Source organism: Aeromicrobium tamlense, assembly GCF_013408555.1.
GTDB classification, from domain to species: Bacteria; Actinomycetota; Actinomycetes; order Propionibacteriales; family Nocardioidaceae; genus Aeromicrobium; species Aeromicrobium tamlense.
In genome coordinates this window covers 17,624-33,493 of sequence record NZ_JACBZN010000001.1, presented here as the reverse complement: position 1 = coordinate 33,493, position 15,870 = coordinate 17,624, and the positions used below count along the sequence as shown (strand labels likewise).

Below are 15,870 nucleotides of genomic sequence, written 5' to 3'. Positions count from 1 at the left end.
CTTGTCCCCTCTGAGACACTGGACCCACCATGAGCAGCCCGAACTCGTCCTTCCGCACCGTCATGCGCGGCTACGACCCCAGCGAGGTCGACGCGCACATCGCCACGCTCAAGGAGCACGCGAAGGCCCTTCGCGAGCAGATCGCCGAGGGCGAGGACCGGCTGGCCGCGGTCACCGAGCCGAACTTCCGGCACCTCGGCGACCGCGTGGGCCAGATCCTCAGCCTCGCCGAGGAGGAGGCCGCCGCGCTGCGCAAGGCCACCGCCAAGGAGGTCGAGACCCAGCGCACCGACGCGAACGACGCGGTCCGCAAGCTGCGCAAGGAGGCCGACGCCTACGACGTCAGCACCCGTCGCGAGGCCGACGAGTACGCCGGCGCCACGCGGCGCGAGGCCGACGAGTACGCCGAGGCCACCCGTCGCGAGGCCGAACTCGAGGCCGACCGCGTGCGCAAGCAGGCGCTCGACGAGGCCGCCCAGGTCACCGAGGCGGCCCAGGCCGAGCTCGACCGCATCACCGCCGAGCACCAGCGGTCGGTCGCGGAGTTCGAGCAGGACCTCGCGGCCCGTCGCGCGAAGGCCGACGCCGAGCAGGCCGAGGCGGCCCGCCTCGACCGCGAGCGTGCCGACGAGGCGCACCGCAAGGCTGCCGCGATCGTCGAGGACGCCAAGGCGGAGGCCGAGCGCGTCCGCCTCGAGTCCGAGCGCGAGGTCGCCGAGATCGAGCGCCGCCGCGAGAGCATCAACGCGCAGCTGACGAACGTCCGCCGCGCGCTGGCGAACCTCACGGGCGAGGCCCCGCAGGAGGAGCAGGGCTCGCTCTTCGAGACCTCCTCCGAGCGCGGCTGACCCGCACCGAGCACGTCACGGCCCGCCCCAGCAGGGGCGGGCCGTTCTCGTTCCACAACGGACTGTTCTTTCGGCCTGCGGTCAGTCATCATTCTCCCCATGCGTCACTTTCGTCACATCGGAGCCGCGGCTGCCGTCGCGGTCACCGTGACCGCCCTCGCCGGGGGCGCGCTCGTGGTGGCGCAGGAGCGCACGGCGGTCGAACGTCAGTCCGGGACGACGCTGCAGCCGGCCGCGAAGAAGCCCGCGCTGAGGCTCGGCGCCACGCCCCGCAGCCTCGAGCGCGGACAGGTCGTGACGTTCCGCCTGAAGACCTCCACGAAGCACCCGCGGCCGGTGCACCTGCAGCGCTACGACTCGACCCGCAAGGCCTGGCGCACGATCGCGAAGCGCACGGTGCGCGGGAGCGCCTCCATTCGCCTGAAGCCCGGGACCGGCACGTTCACGTACCGCGCGATCGCGCCGCGCGTGAGGCACAGGAGCGGAGGCTCCGCGCACACGCACCGGCTCGCCCGCTCGGGCCAGGTCAAGGTCGCCGTGCGCGCCGTGCAGCGCACCGTGCCGTCGCGGCCCGCCACCCTGACGGCCGAGGAGAAGACGCTCCTCGCCGCCGTGCGCGAGGCCCGCGGCACCTACGCGCGTCCCGCCGTCACGGCCGCCACCGATCGCGGCGCGGAGGCCTGCCTCACGACGTACGCGCGACGTCATGCGGCCTGGATGGCGAGCCTGGGCCGCGCCGCCGATCCGGGCTCCGCGGAGCATCGCGCCGCCGGCCGCAGCCTGCCCGCGAAGGACTGTCCCGGACGTACCGTCTCGGCCGTCACCCGCGCCGTCGGCGGAGCGAGTGCCGCCGACGCGATCCGCACGACGGTCGACGCCTGGCTGTCCTCTCCCTACGGCGAGACCGGCCGCCTGCTGTCGGCCTGCCACGACGCGAGCGGCTTCGAGTACGGGATCGCCTCGACCACGGCCGGCGGGACCCGCTGGCTCACCGTCCTCGTCTCGTCGGACACCGCCGCCACGAAGTCGTCGGGGGTCTGCTGATGGTCGCCCTCCCCGGCACGCAGCCGCGCCTGCCCGAGTACGCGCAGCACCTCGTCCGCCGGTTCACGTACGGCCACAACGGCCGTCTCGAGGCCGACGTCCTGCGGCTCGGATCGGTGGACGCGTGGTTCGAGGCGCAGCTGTCACCCGGCAAGGACGCGGCGGCGGACGCGACGCTGGCGTGGTTCCCGCACCTGCGCGACTCCCCCGCCACGGCGTGGGAGAACGCGCGCAGCGGCGCCTACGGCGGCTGGCAGTACGGCAACGACCTCGTCCGGTACTCGCTGTGCCGTCGCGTGGTGTCGACGTGGCAGGTGCACGAGGTGATGGTGGACTTCTGGTCCAACCTGCTGCACATCCCGGCCGGCGAGGACTCGAGCTTCCCCTGGCGGATGCACTACGACACGCACGCGATCCGGCCGCATGCCCTGGGCACCTACAAGGCGCTGCTGCGGGCCGCCGTGACCCACCCGTCGATGTCGGGCTACCTGTCCAACCACCGCAACACCAGGGCGCAGATCAACGAGAACCTCGGGCGCGAGCTGCTCGAGCTCTACACCGTCGGGCGCACGGCCGGGTACACCGAGGACGACGTGAAGGACTCGGCCCGTCTGCTCACCGGCTTCACCGTCGCGGTCGGCAAGGACTACGCCGCCGGCTACGACCCGGCCCGCCACCACGTCGGAGCCGTGTCGGTGCTGGGCCAGCGGTTCGAGAACGCGGCGGCGGACGGGCGGCCCCAGCTGGACGCCTACCTCGAGTGGCTCGCGATGCGGCCCGAGACGGCGACGCGCATCGCGCGCCGGCTGTGCGTGCGGTTCATCAGCGACGACCCGCCGCAGAGCGCGGTCGACTCGGTCCGCGCCACGTACCTCGAGTCGGGCTCGGACATCAAGGCGTGCCTGCGCACTCTCGTGCGGCACGACGCGTTCCGCGCCTCGGCCTTCCGCAAGGCGCGCACGCCCGTGGAGGACGTGCTGGCCACCCAGCGCGCGTGCGACATCGTGCCCACCGGCGCGGGCTCGGGCAGCCATGTCGACTCGTTCAGCTGGCAGTGCAGCTGGACCGGTCAGGCCCTGTTCTCGTGGCCGCGTCCCGACGGGTTCCCCGAGCAGTCCGACACCTACCTCTCCCCCGCGCGCATGCTGCGGACGTGGACGGTTCACACGTGGATGGCCAGCACGAACGGCACGCTCAAGCAGGCGACCCGTCCGCTCGTGCGCGACCTGATCCCGCCCGTGTGGCCGCTGCCGCTGGAGGACCTCGTGCACCACCAGTCGGTGATGATGACCGGCCGGCGGGCCACCGCCGAGACCGTCGCCGGGGCCGCCACGCTGATCGACAAGCCCGCGACCCACGTCTTCTCGAAGTCCTGGGAGCGCGAGACCGACTACCTCGCCTGGATGCTGACGCTGATCCGGACGGCGATCCTCAACGCGCCGGAGGCGATGCTGCGATGACCGACGGACACGACGCGTCCTGCGCCGACTACGGCGTGACCCGCCGCAACCTGTTGAGGTCGGCCGGCCTGATCGGCATGGCGGGCGTCTCCACGAAGATGTTCGGCGACGTCCTGACGTCCACCGCCTACGGCGCCACGAACGGCAACATCCTCGTCGTCCTCTCGCTGCGCGGCGGGGCCGACGGGATGTCGATGATGGTGCCGCACGCCGAGTCGGCCTACTACGCCGCGCGGCCGAACATCGCGGTGAAGAAGGGCGACCTGCTCCGGCCCGACCACACCTTCGGCCTGCACCCGTCCTTCAAGCCGCTCGAGTCGCTGTGGGACAGCGGACGAATGGCCGCGATCCACGCCGTGGGCCTGCCGACCCCGAACCGCTCGCACTTCGAGGCGATGGAGCTGGTCGAGGACGCCGACCCCGGGTCGTCGGAGCGCATCGGCTGGCTCAACCGCGTCATCGGCTGCTTCACCTCGAACGACGTCTTCGACGGCATCCAGGTGGGCTCCACCGTCATGCCGACCTCGCTCATCGGGCCCGAGCCGTCGTTCGCGACCTCGGACTTCACCTCGCTCTCGGCGCCGTGGGCCGACCACGCCAGCCTCGGTCCGCGGGTTCGCTCGGTCCTGTCGACGATGTACCGCGACGCGGGCACCGTCATCGGCAAGGCCGGCCAGGAGGCCCTCGCCCTCGACCGGCGCACCGGCACGATCGCCGCCGAGGAGAAGAAGGGCCCGCAGCACGGCGCCGTCTACCCCGAGCACCACGAGCTCGGGCGCGCCCTGGCCAGCTCGGCCGCGCTCATCCGCGCGGGCGTCGGCGTGCGCGCGATCGCGGTGGACTTCGGCGGCTGGGACCACCACGTCGACATCTCCTGGCGGATCAGCCGGCAGGTCGAGCAGATGTCGAAGTCGATCGCGGCGTTCCTCACCGACCTCGGCCCCGACGCGTCGCGCGTGACGATCGTGACGCTCAGCGAGTTCGGGCGCCGGCTCGGCCAGAACGGCGCGGCGGGTCTCGACCACGGCTACGGCAACGCCGTATTCGCGTTCGGCGCCGGAGTGCGGGGCGGCTACTACGCGAACTGGCCGACGCTCGCCACGGACCGACGGGTCGACGGCGATCTCGCCGTCACCACCGACTACCGCAGCGTGCTGGCCGAGATCCTCGCCGCGCGCTTCCCCGAGGTGGGCGTCGGCACGGTCTTCCCGGGCCTCACGCGCACGACCCTCGGGTTCATGTCGCCGTACTGAGTCAGCCCGGGAACTGGCGCACGCGGCGGCCGCGGACGTCGTCGATCGTGATCGCGATGTGGACGGCCGCGCCCTCGGCGGCGACCCACGAGTTCGGCAGCCGGGTGCCGAACTCCTCGAGCTGCTCCTTCGTGGCCCGCGTGGCCGTTCCGCGCACGACGACGCTCCAGCCGGTCTGGTAGGTGTCGTCGTGGTGGTCCGCCTCGAGGACGAACCGGCGGTCGACGATCGTGGACAGTCCTGAGGTCTCGCTCGTACGGATCAGGATGATGCCGTCGTCGTAGGCGTAGTTGACGGGCAGCAGCTCCAGCTGGTCGCCGGTGTCGAACGCGATCCGCGCGAACCGACCGACCTTCAGCAGCTCACGGCACTCGTCCTGGTCCAACTCCTGGATCGATCCGGTGCTCATGAGTCCATTGTGCACGCGTGGCCAGCGTTACGGTGTGGCCATGAACTCGCTCCGCAGCCCCTGGCTCGCCGCGTTCGGCCTCGCCGTCGTGGTGCACCTGGCGCTCGTGCTCGCCGAAGCCCAGCCGTGGGAGAGCATCACCAAGTGCCTCCTCGCCCCCTTGCTCATCGGGTGGGTGATCGAGCAGCAGGGCCCACGGATCCTCGTGCTCGCGCTCGTCCTCTGCCTCGGCGGCGACCTGTTCCTCGAGATCGACGGCCTCTTCCTCGCCGGCATGGCGTCCTTCGCGGCGGCGCACGTGTGCTTCGTGACGTTCTTCGTCCGCCGCGGCGCGCTCGACGTGCTGCGCCGCCGGGCGTGGATCCCGCTCGCGCTCGCGGTCGCCGCGGTCGCGCTGCTGGCGTGGGTCTGGTCCGGGCTGGACGCCGAGCTGCGGGTGCCGGTGCTCGTCTACGCGCTGCTGCTGTCCTCCACCGCGGCCACGGCCCTGGCGGTCGACCTGCGGGCCGGGATCGGTTCCCTGCTCTTCCTGTTCAGCGACGGCCTCATCGCGGCACGCATCGCCGACCGGGTGCCCGAGGAGTCGGCGTTCGGTAACTTCGTCGTCATGCTGACCTACGCGCTGGCGCTGTTCTTCCTGACGACCGCGATCGTGCAGAAGGAGGCCCGCAGCCGGGCCGCCACCACGGGGCTGGATGCGACGCGGCCCACGGACTGCTGGCCGAAGCTGCCGACGGAGACCGCGTGAGCACCGTCGAGGCCTCGGGCCTGGCCTTCGACGTCGACCTGTTCGGACCCGAGGACGGCACGCCCATCGTGCTGCTGCACGGCTGGCCGCAGGACCGCCGCTCGTGGCGTGGTGTCGCCGAGCGCCTCGCGGACGAGGGGCTGCGCGTCATCGTGCCCGACCAGCGCGGCTACAGCCCGACCGCGCGCCCGGAGGGCGTGGAGAACTACGACGCCGACGTGCTGGCCGACGACGTCGTCGCGATCGCGGGGGCCCTCGGGCACGACCGGTTCCACCTCGTCGGCCACGACTGGGGCGCGGCCGTCTCGTGGGTCGTGGCCACGCGTCACGCCGCCCACGTGCTGACGCTCACCGCGGTCTCGGTGCCGCACCTGGCCGCCTACAACGAGGCCCTGGCCGGCGACCCCGACCAGCAGGAGCGTGGCGCCTACATCGGCCTGCTGCGTCGTCCCGGCAAGGCCGAGACGGTCCTGCTGGAGGACGACGGGGCACGACTGCGCGCGATGTACGGCGGCGATGTTCCGCCCGAGGACGAGGACGCCTACGTCGAGAGGCTGTCCGAGCCGGGCGCGCTGACGGCGACGCTGAACTGGTACCGCGCCATGACTCCCGCGCTCTCGGCGACGCCCTCGGTCACGGTGCCGACGACGTTCGTCTGGGGCGCCACCGACCTCGCGATCGGCCGCTACGGCGCCGAGCGCTGCGGCGACCACGTCACCGGCGACTACCGCTTCGTCGAGGTCGACAGCGGCCACTGGCTCCCCGACACGCACCCCGACCTGCTCGCCTCCGAGATCCTCGACCGGGTCCGCAGTTTCCCCGGTTAAGTGGGTTTTCTGTCACTGAGCGAGGTTTGCAAACCTCGTGAAGTGACAGTTTCCCCGCTTGACCGGGGAAACTGTCAGCGCCGGAAACGGCATGATGGGCGCATGACGGAGCGCGCAGGACAACCGGCCGCGGCGGAGGACCTCGTCGACCTGGCCCATCTCGTGACCGCCTACTACACGCTGCGGCCGGACCCCGGCGTGGTGGAGCAGCGGGTGGCGTTCGGCACCAGCGGGCACCGCGGCTCGAGCCTCGACACCGCGTTCAACGAGGACCACATCGCGGCGACGACGCAGGCGATCTGCGACTACCGGAGCCACGAGGGCATCACCGGTCCGCTCTTCATCGGCCGCGACACGCACGCGCTGTCCGAGCCCGCCTGGGCGACGGCGCTCGAGGTGCTGGTCGGCAACGATGTCGAGGTCCTGGTGGACGCGCGCGACGGCTACACGCCCACACCCGCCGTCTCGCACGCGATCCTGCGCGCCAACCGCGGCCGCACCACCGGCCTGGCCGACGGCATCGTCGTCACGCCGTCGCACAACCCGCCCGCTGACGGCGGCTTCAAGTACAACCCGCCCCACGGCGGACCGGCGGGCAGCGACGCCACGTCGGTCATCGCCGACCGCGCCAACGAGCTCATCGCGGCCGGCCTCGGCGGCGTCCGGCGTGTGCGGTTCACGCGGGCGCGCGCCGCGTGCCGGCCCTACGACTACCTCGGCACGTACGTCGACGACCTGCCTCACGTGATCGACGTCGAGGCCATCGCGGCCGCGGGCGTGCGCATCGGCGCCGACCCGCTCGGCGGCGCCAGCGTGGCCTACTGGGCCGAGATCGCCGACCGGCACGGCCTCGACCTCACCGTGGTCAACCCCCTCGTCGACGGGACGTTCCGGTTCATGACGCTGGACTGGGACACCAAGATCCGCATGGACTGCTCGTCACCGCACGCGATGGCGTCGCTCATCGAGCAGCGCGACCGCTTCGACGTGGCCACCGGCAACGACGCCGACTCCGACCGCCACGGCATCGTCACGCCCGACGCCGGCCTGATGAACCCCAACCACTTCCTCGCCGTGGCGATCTCCCACCTTTTCGGCGGCGCGCGGCCCGACTGGCCCGCCGGCGCACAGATCGGCAAGACGCTCGTGTCGTCCTCGATGATCGACCGCGTGGCCGAGCAGGTGGGCCGACCGCTCGTCGAGGTCCCCGTGGGCTTCAAGTGGTTCGTGCCCGGCCTGATCGACGGCTCGTTCGGCTTCGGCGGCGAGGAGTCGGCCGGCGCGTCGTTCCTGCGCCGCGACGGCGGCGTGTGGACCACCGACAAGGACGGCATCACCGCCGCGCTGCTGGCGTCGGAGATCATCGCCACCACCGGGAAGACCCCCAGCCAGCTCTACGGCGAGCTGGTGGAGCGCCACGGCGACCCGGCCTACGCCCGCGTGGACGCCCCCGCCGACCGGCAGCAGAAGGCGCGCCTGGGCAGCCTGAGCGCCGACGACGTGACCGCGACCGAGCTCGCGGGCGAGCCGATCACCGCGGTGCTGACCGAGGCGCCGGGCAACGGCGCCGCGATCGGCGGCCTCAAGGTGACGACGGAGTCGGCGTGGTTCGCCGCCCGCCCCTCGGGCACCGAGGACGTCTACAAGATCTACGCGGAGTCGTTCCGCGGACCCGACCACCTGGCCGAGGTACAGGCCGCGGCGAAGTCGGTGGTCGACGCGGCGCTGGCGTCGGACTGAGTCAGGCGAACGGCCAGTCGAGGCCGGGGATGGTCAGGCCGCGACCCAGCTCGTGGGCGCGCTTGTTCCAGTCCATCGTCCGGGCGGCGATCCAGTAGCGCTGCTGCGCCATGAGCATCGTGAGGCTGGAGCCGACGATCTCGGGGTAGGCCGTGCCCATCGTGATCGCGATCTCGCGCGCCGCGCGGGCGTCGTGGGCCGCGTCGTGCGCCTTGTCGAGCCGGACGCCGTAGTGCGAGGCGACGTCGGACAGGCGGCGCTGGCCGTCGCGGTCGCGGTCGACGCCCCAGTCGATGACGAACGGGTCGACCACGAGGAGGCGGTCCCAGTCGGGCTGGTCCAGCCCATGGCGCTCGGCCTCGGCACGCAGCAGCGTGAGGTCGAACGAGGCGTTGTAGACGACCAGGCCGATGCGGCGCTGGACGAGGTCGTGGACCCACGCCAGCACGGGACGCAGCGCCTGCGCGGACATCGGCGCGCGCGCCAGGTCGGACGCGGTGATGCCGTGAATGTCGGCCGAGGACTCGGGGATCGGCACCCCGGGGTTGACCATGCCCATGAGGTCGCCGCCCACGTCGGACAGCGCGGCGAAGCTCAGGATCCGGTCGGCGCGCGGATCGATGCCGGTGGTCTCGAAGTCGAGCGAGGCGAGCGGCTGGCGGTACCAGGCGTTGGGGTCCTCGCGCGGGGGCAGGACGTTCTTGGCGCGCCGTCCCGGGCCGGGACGATCCGGCTCAGACGTGGGGCGGGCGGACGCTTCAGGCATGGGGCGGTTCCTCTCGGTGCTCATCATTCGACTCGTCCGCCCCCGCCCGCGTGTCCGCGTCCCGTTCCCTCAACCGTCCTTCGAGCTCGGAGACCTTGGACTTGCGCCGCCGAGCCGAGGCCAGTGTGCCGACCAGGGCCAAGGACGCGAGCACGCCCGCGATGGCCCCGAACAGCGTCGCCCACTGGAATCCGGGAGCCTCGTTCACCAGGGTGATCCAGCCCGCGTCCGACGCGCTGTTGTCGCCCAGGCTGATCGACAGCGTCAGCCAGTTGGGCGCGGCCAGCGCGACCGCCACGAGGACCACCGCGATCTTCCACGGCCACTTCAGGAACGGGCGTCGGACCTGCCACACGACGAGCACCGGGAGGAAGCTGAAGACGAAGCCGTAGAACAGACCCCAGAAGATGCCGACGGTCATCCGTCCGTCGACCTGATTGCCCACGCGCTGGGCCCACCAGCGCGGCAGTGCCGCGGCCAGCAGACCGTAGACGACGAGGGCGACCACCACGAGCACGAGCACCACGACGATGCGCCGCACCCAGATCTCTGCCCCGGTCCGAGACCCGGGACCTTCCGATGACAGACCTGCGGAACGGGAGTTCGCGGGGTCGGCCATGGCGCCCATTCTGACACTCCTGCCGGACAGTTCACAGGGGGCCACCCGCTAGGGTTGACCCGAGCCCATGGTCTTCCTCGTCGCGCTGCACTTTCTCGTTGCAGCGACCTCCCCTGCGCTCGTCCGCATGCTGGATCGCCGGGCGTTCCTGGTACTCGCGCTGGTCCCCGCGGCCTCGTTCGTGTGGCTCCTGGGACCCGTCGGCCGGGCCACCACCGACGGCGAGGCCACGTACGAGCACTGGGCCTGGATCCCGCAGATCGGGCTCGACCTCGACTTCGGCGTCAACGCGCTCAGCGGCATCGTGGCGCTGCTCGTCACGGGTGTCGGCGCGCTCGTCCTGGTCTACTGCGCGTGGTACTTCCGCCCCAAGGACTCCGAGATCTGGCGCTTCTCCGGCGTCCTCACCGGCTTCGCCGGCGCGATGCTCGGCCTGGTCCTGGCCGACAACGTCTACGTGCTCTACGTGTTCTGGGAGCTCACGACGGTCCTGTCGTTCCTGCTCATCGGCCACAACCCCGAGCGCCGCGCGAACCGTCGCGCCGCGCTCAACGCCCTCATCGTCACCACCTTCGGCGGCCTCGCGATGCTCGTGGGCCTCATCGGCCTGCACCTGCTGAGCGGCACCCCGCGGATCAGCGCGATCCTGGCCGATCCGCCGGCCGCCGGCCCCGCCGTCACGGCCTCGATCGCCCTCGTGCTCGTCGGCGCCCTGTCGAAGTCGGCGCTGCTGCCGTTCCACTTCTGGCTCCCCGGCGCGATGGCCGCGCCCACCCCGGTCAGCGCCTACCTGCACGCCGCGGCGATGGTCAAGGCCGGCATCTACCTCGTCGCCCTGCTCGCCCCCGTGTTCGCCGAGACGCCCGGCTGGCGGCCCGTGCTCATCGGCTTCGGCATCGCCACGATGATCCTCGGCGGCCTGCGCGCGCTGCGCCAGTACGACGTCAAGCTGCTGCTCGCCTACGGCACCGTCAGCCAGCTCGGCTTCCTCATGGCCGTCGTCGGCGCGGGCACCCGCTCGGCCGCGTTCGCCGGACTCGCCCTGCTCTGCGCGCACGGCCTGTTCAAGTCGGCGCTGTTCCTCGTGGTCGGCATCATCGACCGCTCCGTCGGCACGCGCGACCTCCGCGAGCTCTCGGGCATGCGCCGGGCGCGCCCCCTGCTGTTCGCCACCACCGTCCTGGCCACCGCCTCGATGGCCGGCCTGCCCGTGCTGTTCGGCTTCACCGCCAAGGAGGCCGCGCTCGCCGCGTTCGTCGACCTCGGCGAGGACCTCGGCCACCCGGGCTGGGGCCTGGCCGCCCTCGTCGGCATCGTGCTCGGCTCGATCCTGACGGTCGCCTACAGCGCGCGGTTCGTGTGGGGCACCTTCGCCGACAAGCCCGGCGTCGAGCCGTGCACCCCGCGCGACTTCTCGGTCTGGTTCACCGTCGTGCCGGCCACGCTGGCCGCGCTCAGCCTCGTCGCCGGCCTCGCGGGCCCGTTCCTGACCCCGCGCCTGGCGACGTACTCCGACCAGTTCCCCGAGGGCGCCCACGAGGCCGTCCTCACGCTCTGGCACGGCTTCACGCCGGCGCTGTGGCTCTCGGTCCTGGCCATCGCCGCGGGCGTCGCGCTGTTCGTGTGGCGGCGCCCCGTCGCCGCGACCCAGCACGCGATCGTCGACCGGCTGCCGTTCCCCGACGCCGAGCGGGCCTACCAGGGCGTCATGCGCGGGATCGACCGCCTGGCCGTCGAGGTCACCGGTCGCACCCAGCGAGGCTCGCTGCCGGTCTACCTCGGCATCATCCTGGTCACCCTCGTGATCGTCCCCGGCATCGCGCTGTGGCGCGCCTGGGAGACGCCCGACGTGCGCCTCTCGGACAACCCGCTGCAGATCGTCGTCGGCATCGTCATGGTGGCCGCCGCGATCCTCACGGTGCGCTCGCGCCGCCGCCTGCGCGCCGTGCTGCTGCTCGGCGTCACCGGCTACGGCACGGCGATCCTGTTCGTCGCGCACGGCGCCCCCGACCTCGCCCTCACCCAGGTGCTCGTCGAGACGTTCCTGCTGGTCACGTTCGTGCTCGTCCTGCGCCGCCTCCCCCCGTTCTTCAGCGACCGCCCGTTCAACGTCGCCCGCTGGTGGCGCGTCGGCCTGGGCACCGCCACCGGCATCACGGTGGCCGGCTTCGCGTTCATGGCCACCAACGCCCGCCAGTCCACGCCGATCTCTGCCGGTTGGGCCGAGCCCGCCTACGAGTACGGCGGCGGCAAGAACATCGTCAACGTCGCCCTCGTGGACATCCGCGCGTGGGACACGATCGGCGAGCTCAGCGTCCTGGTCGTCGCGGCCACCGGCATCGCGAGCCTCATCTTCCTGCTGACCGACCGCTCGATGCGCCAGATCCGCCCGAAGCGCATCGTCACGGTGGACTCCAACGCCTGGCTGGCGGCCAACCTGCACGACCAGCGCCGCTCGATCGTGTTCGAGATCATCACCCGCCTGATCTTCCACACGGTGATCCTGTTCTCGATCTACCTCATGATCTCGGGCCACAACTCCCCCGGCGGCGGCTTCGCCGGCGGCCTCATCGCGGGCTTGGCCCTGATGATCCGCTACCTCGCCGGCGGCCGCGAGGAGCTCGACAACGCCGCCCCCGTCGACGCCGGCTTCGTGCTGGGCCTCGGCCTGGCCACCGCCGCCCTCTCGGGCCTGCTGCCCACGCTGCTGGGCGGCGGCGTCCTGCAGAGCGCGATCGTCGACATCCCGCTGCCGCTGCTCGGCGAGCTGCACCTGGTGACCTCGGTGTTCTTCGACATCGGCGTCTACCTCGTCGTGGTCGGCCTGTCGCTCGACGTGCTGCGCAGCCTCGGCAGCGGCATCGACGCCCAGATCGACGACGAGAACGACGCGGCCGAGGTCGCGACCAGCGAGGTGGCGCGATGACCGCGAACCTGATCCTGATCATCGTCGTGGGCGTGATGGTGGCCTGCGGCACCACGCTCGTGCTCGAGCGCAGCCTGACCCGCATCCTCGTGGGCTTCGTGCTGATCGGCAACGGCCTCAACGTCATGTTCCTCGTGGTCTCCGGTCCCGCCGGCGCCGCGCCCATCCTCGGCCTCTCGGGCGACCCGATGGCCGATCCCCTCCCGCAGGCCATGGCTCTGACCGCCATCGTCATCACCCTCGGCACCACCGCCTTCGGGCTCGCACTGGCGTACCGCGCCTGGCAGCTCACCGGCACCGACGACGTCCAGGACGACCTCGAGGACGACCTGATCCGCCGCCGCGCCGAGACCGACCAGGTCTCGGCCACCTTCGACGAGGCCGACAGCGAGCTGCCCGACGAGGGCTACGCGGGCGACGCCACCCTCGAGCCCGGTGACGAGGTGCCCCGATGAACGACCTGCTCGACCAGCTCGTCCTGGCCCCGGTGATCCTGCCGCTGCTGGGCGCGGGCCTGTGTCTGGCGTTCGGCCGCTTCGCCGCGCCCCAGCGCATCATCAGCATCATCACGCTGCTGGCCGTCGTGGCGTCCGCCGCCGTGCTGCTGGTGCGCGCCGACCGGCACGGACCCCAGTCCTTCAACGTGGGCGGCTGGCCGGCCGAGCTCGGCATCAGCCTCGTGGCCGACCGGCTCAGCTCGCTGCTGCTGCTGATCTCCACCCTCGTCACGCTGTGCGTGCTGCTGTACTCGATCGGCCAGGGCATCGTCGAGTACGGCCGAGACTCACCGCTGTCGGTCTTCTACCCCACGTTCCTGGTGCTGAGCGCCGGCGTCTCCAACGCCTTCCTCTCGGCCGACCTGTTCAACCTGTTCGTGGGCTTCGAGATCCTGCTCGCCTCGTCCTACGTGCTCATCACGCTCGGCGGCACCGAGGCCCGCGTGCGATCGGGCACGATCTACATCATCGTCAGCCTGGCGTCGTCGGCGCTGTTCCTCATCGCCATCGCGTCGGTCTACGCGGCCACGGGCACCGTGAACTTCGCCCAGCTGGCGCTGCGCCTGCCCGAGCTGCCCGATGCCACCGCCACGATGCTGCAGCTCATGCTGCTGCTGACGTTCGCGGTGAAGGCGGCCGTCTTCCCGCTGTCGGCCTGGCTGCCCGACTCCTACCCCACCGCGCCCGCCCCGGTCACGGCGGTGTTCGCCGGCCTGCTGACCAAGGTGGGCGTCTACGCCATCCTGCGCACCCAGACCCTGATGTTCCCCACCCACGAGCTGCGCACGATGCTGCTGTGGGCCTCCATCCTCACGATGGTGGTCGGCATCCTGGGCGCCGTCGCGCAGTCGGACATCAAGCGTGTCCTGTCGTTCACGCTGGTCAGCCACATCGGCTTCATGCTCTTCGGCATCGCGCTGGGCACCGAGCTCGGCGTCGCCGGAGCGATCTTCTACATCGTCCACCACATCACCGTGCAGACCACGCTGTTCCTCGTGGCCGGACTGGTGGAGTACAGATCGGGCACGACCAACCTCGACCGGCTCGGCGGCCTCGCCCGCCTGGCGCCGGTCCTGGCCGTGATGTTCTTCGTCCCGGCGATGAACCTGGCCGGCATCCCGCCGTTCTCGGGCTTCTTGGGCAAGCTGGCGCTGCTCGAGGCCGGCGTCGACGAGGCCGACTGGCTCGCGCTCGTCGCCGTGGCCGCCTCGGTCATCACCAGCCTGCTGACCCTCTACGCGGTCGCCAAGATCTGGAACCGCGCGTTCTGGCAGCCGGCCGGCGACCCCGAGGACGACACCCCCGTGCCGTTCGACCCGCAGGTCCAGGGTGGCTCGCTGCACGGCCGCAGCGGCGTCTCCACCGCCACCCAGCGCGAGACCACGTGGAAGACCGACACCGAGGGCGAGCGACTGCCCTCCCGGATGGCGGTGCCCACGATCGCGCTCGGCCTCGTCACCGTCGCGCTGACCGTGTTCGCCGCTCCGCTGTTCTCGGTGGCCGAGCGCGCCGCCGACGAGCTCCACGAGCGCACCCCCTACATCGAGGCGGTGCTCGGCGATGGCTGACCGCACCCGGGGGCTGCACCTGTGGCACCTGCCCGTCATCGCCTGGCTGACGATCGTCTGGCTGCTGCTGTGGGGCGAGGTCACCCGGATCAACCTCGTCGGCGGACTGCTCGTCAGCGCGATCATCGTGCTGGTGTTCCCGTTCCCGCGGGTGTCGGTCGAGGCGAAGGTCCGGCCCTGGGCCACGATCGTGCTGCTGTCGCGCTTCCTGGCCGACCTCGCGGTCGCCAGCTTCGGCGTCGCGTGGCTGGCCGTGCGGCCGAAGGACCCGCCGCCCAGTGCGGTGCTCGAGATCAGGCTGGTGAGCGGCTCCGAGCTGCGCCAGACCCTGACCGGCGAGCTCATCTCCCTGGTGCCCGGCTCGCTGCTCATCGAGCTCGACTCCGAGGGCCACCGCCTGTGGCTGCACGTGCTCGACGCCGGCACGCCCGAGCGCATCGCCGAGGCTCGCCGCAAGGCCCGGATGCAGGAGCACCGACTGCTGAGGGCCATCGGCACCGATGCCGAGGTCGCCGAGAGCGAACGACGACTCCGGGAGGACGCCGCATGACCGTCGTGGGAATCGTCTGTGCCGTGCTGCTGGGCCTCACCGGCCTGCTGTGCCTGGTGCGCATCGTGCGCGGCCCGACCATGCTCGACCGCACCGTCGCGGCCGACGTCTTCGTCGCGGCCTGCGTGGGCGCGATCGGCGTCGAGGCCGCGATCGGCCGTCACAACACCACGCTGCCGATCCTCGTCGCGCTGGCCCTGGTGGCCTTCTTGGGCTCGGTCAGCATCGCGCGGTACGCCGCGCAGTCCGCAGGAGGTGGCCAGTGAGCTGGGGCCTGATCGTCGACATCCTCTCGGGCACCTGCCTGGTGCTGGGGGCAGCGTTCGCGTTCGTCGCCGCGGTCGGCGTCGTGCGCTTCCCCGACGTGCTCACCCGCATGCACGCCGCCACGAAGCCGCAGACCTTCGGCCTGCTGCTCATCCTGGCCGGGCTCGCGCTGCGGATCGAGAGCCTGAGCGACCTGACCCTGGTGGTCGTCGTGGCCCTGTTCCAGCTGCTGACGGCGCCCGTCTCGGCGCACATGGTCGGACGCGCCGCGTTCCGCGCCGACCAGGTCGACCGCGACCGGCTCGTGGTGGACGAGGGCGACTGACCCTCTGGGCAGGACCCCTCGCG

16 protein-coding genes are annotated in these 15,870 nt (G+C 71.8%); 13 read left to right on the top strand and 3 right to left on the bottom strand.

Translation table 11 applies throughout. From position 1 onward, the window contains the following. Positions 1-29: 29 nt before the first annotated feature. From BJ975_RS00185 to BJ975_RS00170, 4 genes are all read left to right on the top strand, one after another. Positions 30-848 carry a DivIVA domain-containing protein gene (locus BJ975_RS00185; protein WP_179422490.1) on the top strand — a complete coding sequence of 273 codons (819 nt, stop codon included), beginning with the start codon at positions 30-32 and terminating at the stop codon, positions 846-848. 99 nt (positions 849-947) lie between these two features. Continuing rightward, the gene (locus BJ975_RS00180) at positions 948-1,892 is read left to right on the top strand and encodes a spore germination YkwD domain-containing protein (RefSeq protein WP_179422488.1); all 945 of its coding nucleotides are present in this window, start codon (positions 948-950) and stop codon (positions 1,890-1,892) included. Beyond that, entirely contained in the window at positions 1,892-3,352 is a 1,461-nt protein-coding gene (locus tag BJ975_RS00175; RefSeq protein ID WP_179422486.1) for a DUF1800 domain-containing protein, read from the top strand. The genes BJ975_RS00180 and BJ975_RS00175 overlap by 1 nt, the downstream gene beginning before the upstream one ends. Further along, positions 3,349-4,605, top strand: coding sequence for a DUF1501 domain-containing protein (locus BJ975_RS00170; protein WP_179422484.1), 1,257 nt, complete (start codon positions 3,349-3,351; stop codon positions 4,603-4,605). The genes BJ975_RS00175 and BJ975_RS00170 overlap by 4 nt, the downstream gene beginning before the upstream one ends. Position 4,606: 1 nt before the next feature. Here the strand turns inward: BJ975_RS00170 and BJ975_RS00165 are convergent, their stop codons facing one another. Further along, positions 4,607-5,014: a pyridoxamine 5'-phosphate oxidase family protein gene (locus tag BJ975_RS00165; RefSeq protein ID WP_179422482.1), complete on the bottom strand. Its 408-nt coding sequence runs from the start codon at positions 5,012-5,014 to the stop codon at positions 4,607-4,609. 40 nt (positions 5,015-5,054) lie between these two features. Between BJ975_RS00165 and BJ975_RS00160 the strand changes: the two genes are divergently transcribed. The 3 genes from BJ975_RS00160 to pgm all read left to right on the top strand — a co-directional run bounded on the left by BJ975_RS00160 (position 5,055) and on the right by pgm (position 8,329). After that, complete coding sequence (locus tag BJ975_RS00160; protein WP_179422480.1) at positions 5,055-5,762, top strand: lysoplasmalogenase; 708 nt, start codon at positions 5,055-5,057, stop codon at positions 5,760-5,762. After that, positions 5,759-6,589 (top strand): alpha/beta fold hydrolase, encoded by an 831-nt coding sequence (locus tag BJ975_RS00155; RefSeq protein ID WP_179422478.1) that lies wholly within the window; start codon positions 5,759-5,761, stop codon positions 6,587-6,589. The genes BJ975_RS00160 and BJ975_RS00155 overlap by 4 nt, the downstream gene beginning before the upstream one ends. Before the next feature lie 102 nt (positions 6,590-6,691). Beyond that, positions 6,692-8,329: a phosphoglucomutase (alpha-D-glucose-1,6-bisphosphate-dependent) gene (gene pgm, locus BJ975_RS00150; RefSeq protein ID WP_179422476.1), complete on the top strand. Its 1,638-nt coding sequence runs from the start codon at positions 6,692-6,694 to the stop codon at positions 8,327-8,329. A 1-nt stretch (position 8,330) separates the two neighbouring features. Here the strand turns inward: pgm and BJ975_RS00145 are convergent, their stop codons facing one another. Further along, complete coding sequence (locus BJ975_RS00145) at positions 8,331-9,095, bottom strand: exonuclease domain-containing protein (RefSeq protein ID WP_179422474.1); 765 nt, start codon at positions 9,093-9,095, stop codon at positions 8,331-8,333. Further along, positions 9,088-9,636 carry a hypothetical protein gene (locus BJ975_RS00140; protein WP_179422472.1) on the bottom strand — a complete coding sequence of 183 codons (549 nt, stop codon included), beginning with the start codon at positions 9,634-9,636 and terminating at the stop codon, positions 9,088-9,090. The genes BJ975_RS00145 and BJ975_RS00140 overlap by 8 nt, the downstream gene beginning before the upstream one ends. Positions 9,637-9,781: 145 nt before the next feature. Between BJ975_RS00140 and BJ975_RS00135 the strand changes: the two genes are divergently transcribed. Genes BJ975_RS00135 through mnhG form a run of 6 tightly spaced genes read left to right on the top strand, consistent with a single transcriptional unit; the run spans position 9,782 to position 15,847 of the window. Continuing rightward, a complete protein-coding gene (locus BJ975_RS00135) occupies positions 9,782-12,640 on the top strand; it encodes a Na+/H+ antiporter subunit A (RefSeq protein ID WP_179422470.1) in 2,859 nt (952 codons plus the stop codon). After that, positions 12,637-13,095: a Na(+)/H(+) antiporter subunit C gene (locus tag BJ975_RS00130; RefSeq protein WP_179422468.1), complete on the top strand. Its 459-nt coding sequence runs from the start codon at positions 12,637-12,639 to the stop codon at positions 13,093-13,095. The genes BJ975_RS00135 and BJ975_RS00130 overlap by 4 nt, the downstream gene beginning before the upstream one ends. Beyond that, positions 13,092-14,705: a Na+/H+ antiporter subunit D gene (locus BJ975_RS00125; protein ID WP_179422466.1), complete on the top strand. Its 1,614-nt coding sequence runs from the start codon at positions 13,092-13,094 to the stop codon at positions 14,703-14,705. The genes BJ975_RS00130 and BJ975_RS00125 overlap by 4 nt, the downstream gene beginning before the upstream one ends. Continuing rightward, positions 14,698-15,255: a Na+/H+ antiporter subunit E gene (locus BJ975_RS00120; RefSeq protein WP_179422464.1), complete on the top strand. Its 558-nt coding sequence runs from the start codon at positions 14,698-14,700 to the stop codon at positions 15,253-15,255. Before BJ975_RS00125 ends, BJ975_RS00120 begins: the two co-directional genes overlap by 8 nt. Continuing rightward, entirely contained in the window at positions 15,252-15,521 is a 270-nt protein-coding gene (locus tag BJ975_RS00115; protein WP_179422462.1) for a monovalent cation/H+ antiporter complex subunit F, read from the top strand. Before BJ975_RS00120 ends, BJ975_RS00115 begins: the two co-directional genes overlap by 4 nt. Then, entirely contained in the window at positions 15,518-15,847 is a 330-nt protein-coding gene (gene mnhG, locus BJ975_RS00110; RefSeq protein WP_179422460.1) for a monovalent cation/H(+) antiporter subunit G, read from the top strand. The genes BJ975_RS00115 and mnhG overlap by 4 nt, the downstream gene beginning before the upstream one ends. The last annotated feature ends 23 nt before the right edge of the window (positions 15,848-15,870 follow it).

Coding starts and splice junctions, on each gene's coding strand:
- BJ975_RS00185 (WP_179422490.1), top strand. CDS start 30: ATGAGCAGCCCGAACTCGTCCTTCCGCACCGTCATGCGCGGCTACGAC.
- BJ975_RS00180 (WP_179422488.1), top strand. CDS start 948: ATGCGTCACTTTCGTCACATCGGAGCCGCGGCTGCCGTCGCGGTCACC.
- BJ975_RS00175 (WP_179422486.1), top strand. CDS start 1,892: ATGGTCGCCCTCCCCGGCACGCAGCCGCGCCTGCCCGAGTACGCGCAG.
- BJ975_RS00170 (WP_179422484.1), top strand. CDS start 3,349: ATGACCGACGGACACGACGCGTCCTGCGCCGACTACGGCGTGACCCGC.
- BJ975_RS00165 (WP_179422482.1), bottom strand. CDS start 5,014: ATGAGCACCGGATCGATCCAGGAGTTGGACCAGGACGAGTGCCGTGAG.
- BJ975_RS00160 (WP_179422480.1), top strand. CDS start 5,055: ATGAACTCGCTCCGCAGCCCCTGGCTCGCCGCGTTCGGCCTCGCCGTC.
- pgm (WP_179422476.1), top strand. CDS start 6,692: ATGACGGAGCGCGCAGGACAACCGGCCGCGGCGGAGGACCTCGTCGAC.
- BJ975_RS00145 (WP_179422474.1), bottom strand. CDS start 9,095: ATGCCTGAAGCGTCCGCCCGCCCCACGTCTGAGCCGGATCGTCCCGGC.
- BJ975_RS00135 (WP_179422470.1), top strand. CDS start 9,782: ATGGTCTTCCTCGTCGCGCTGCACTTTCTCGTTGCAGCGACCTCCCCT.
- BJ975_RS00130 (WP_179422468.1), top strand. CDS start 12,637: ATGACCGCGAACCTGATCCTGATCATCGTCGTGGGCGTGATGGTGGCC.
- BJ975_RS00125 (WP_179422466.1), top strand. CDS start 13,092: ATGAACGACCTGCTCGACCAGCTCGTCCTGGCCCCGGTGATCCTGCCG.
- BJ975_RS00120 (WP_179422464.1), top strand. CDS start 14,698: ATGGCTGACCGCACCCGGGGGCTGCACCTGTGGCACCTGCCCGTCATC.
- BJ975_RS00115 (WP_179422462.1), top strand. CDS start 15,252: ATGACCGTCGTGGGAATCGTCTGTGCCGTGCTGCTGGGCCTCACCGGC.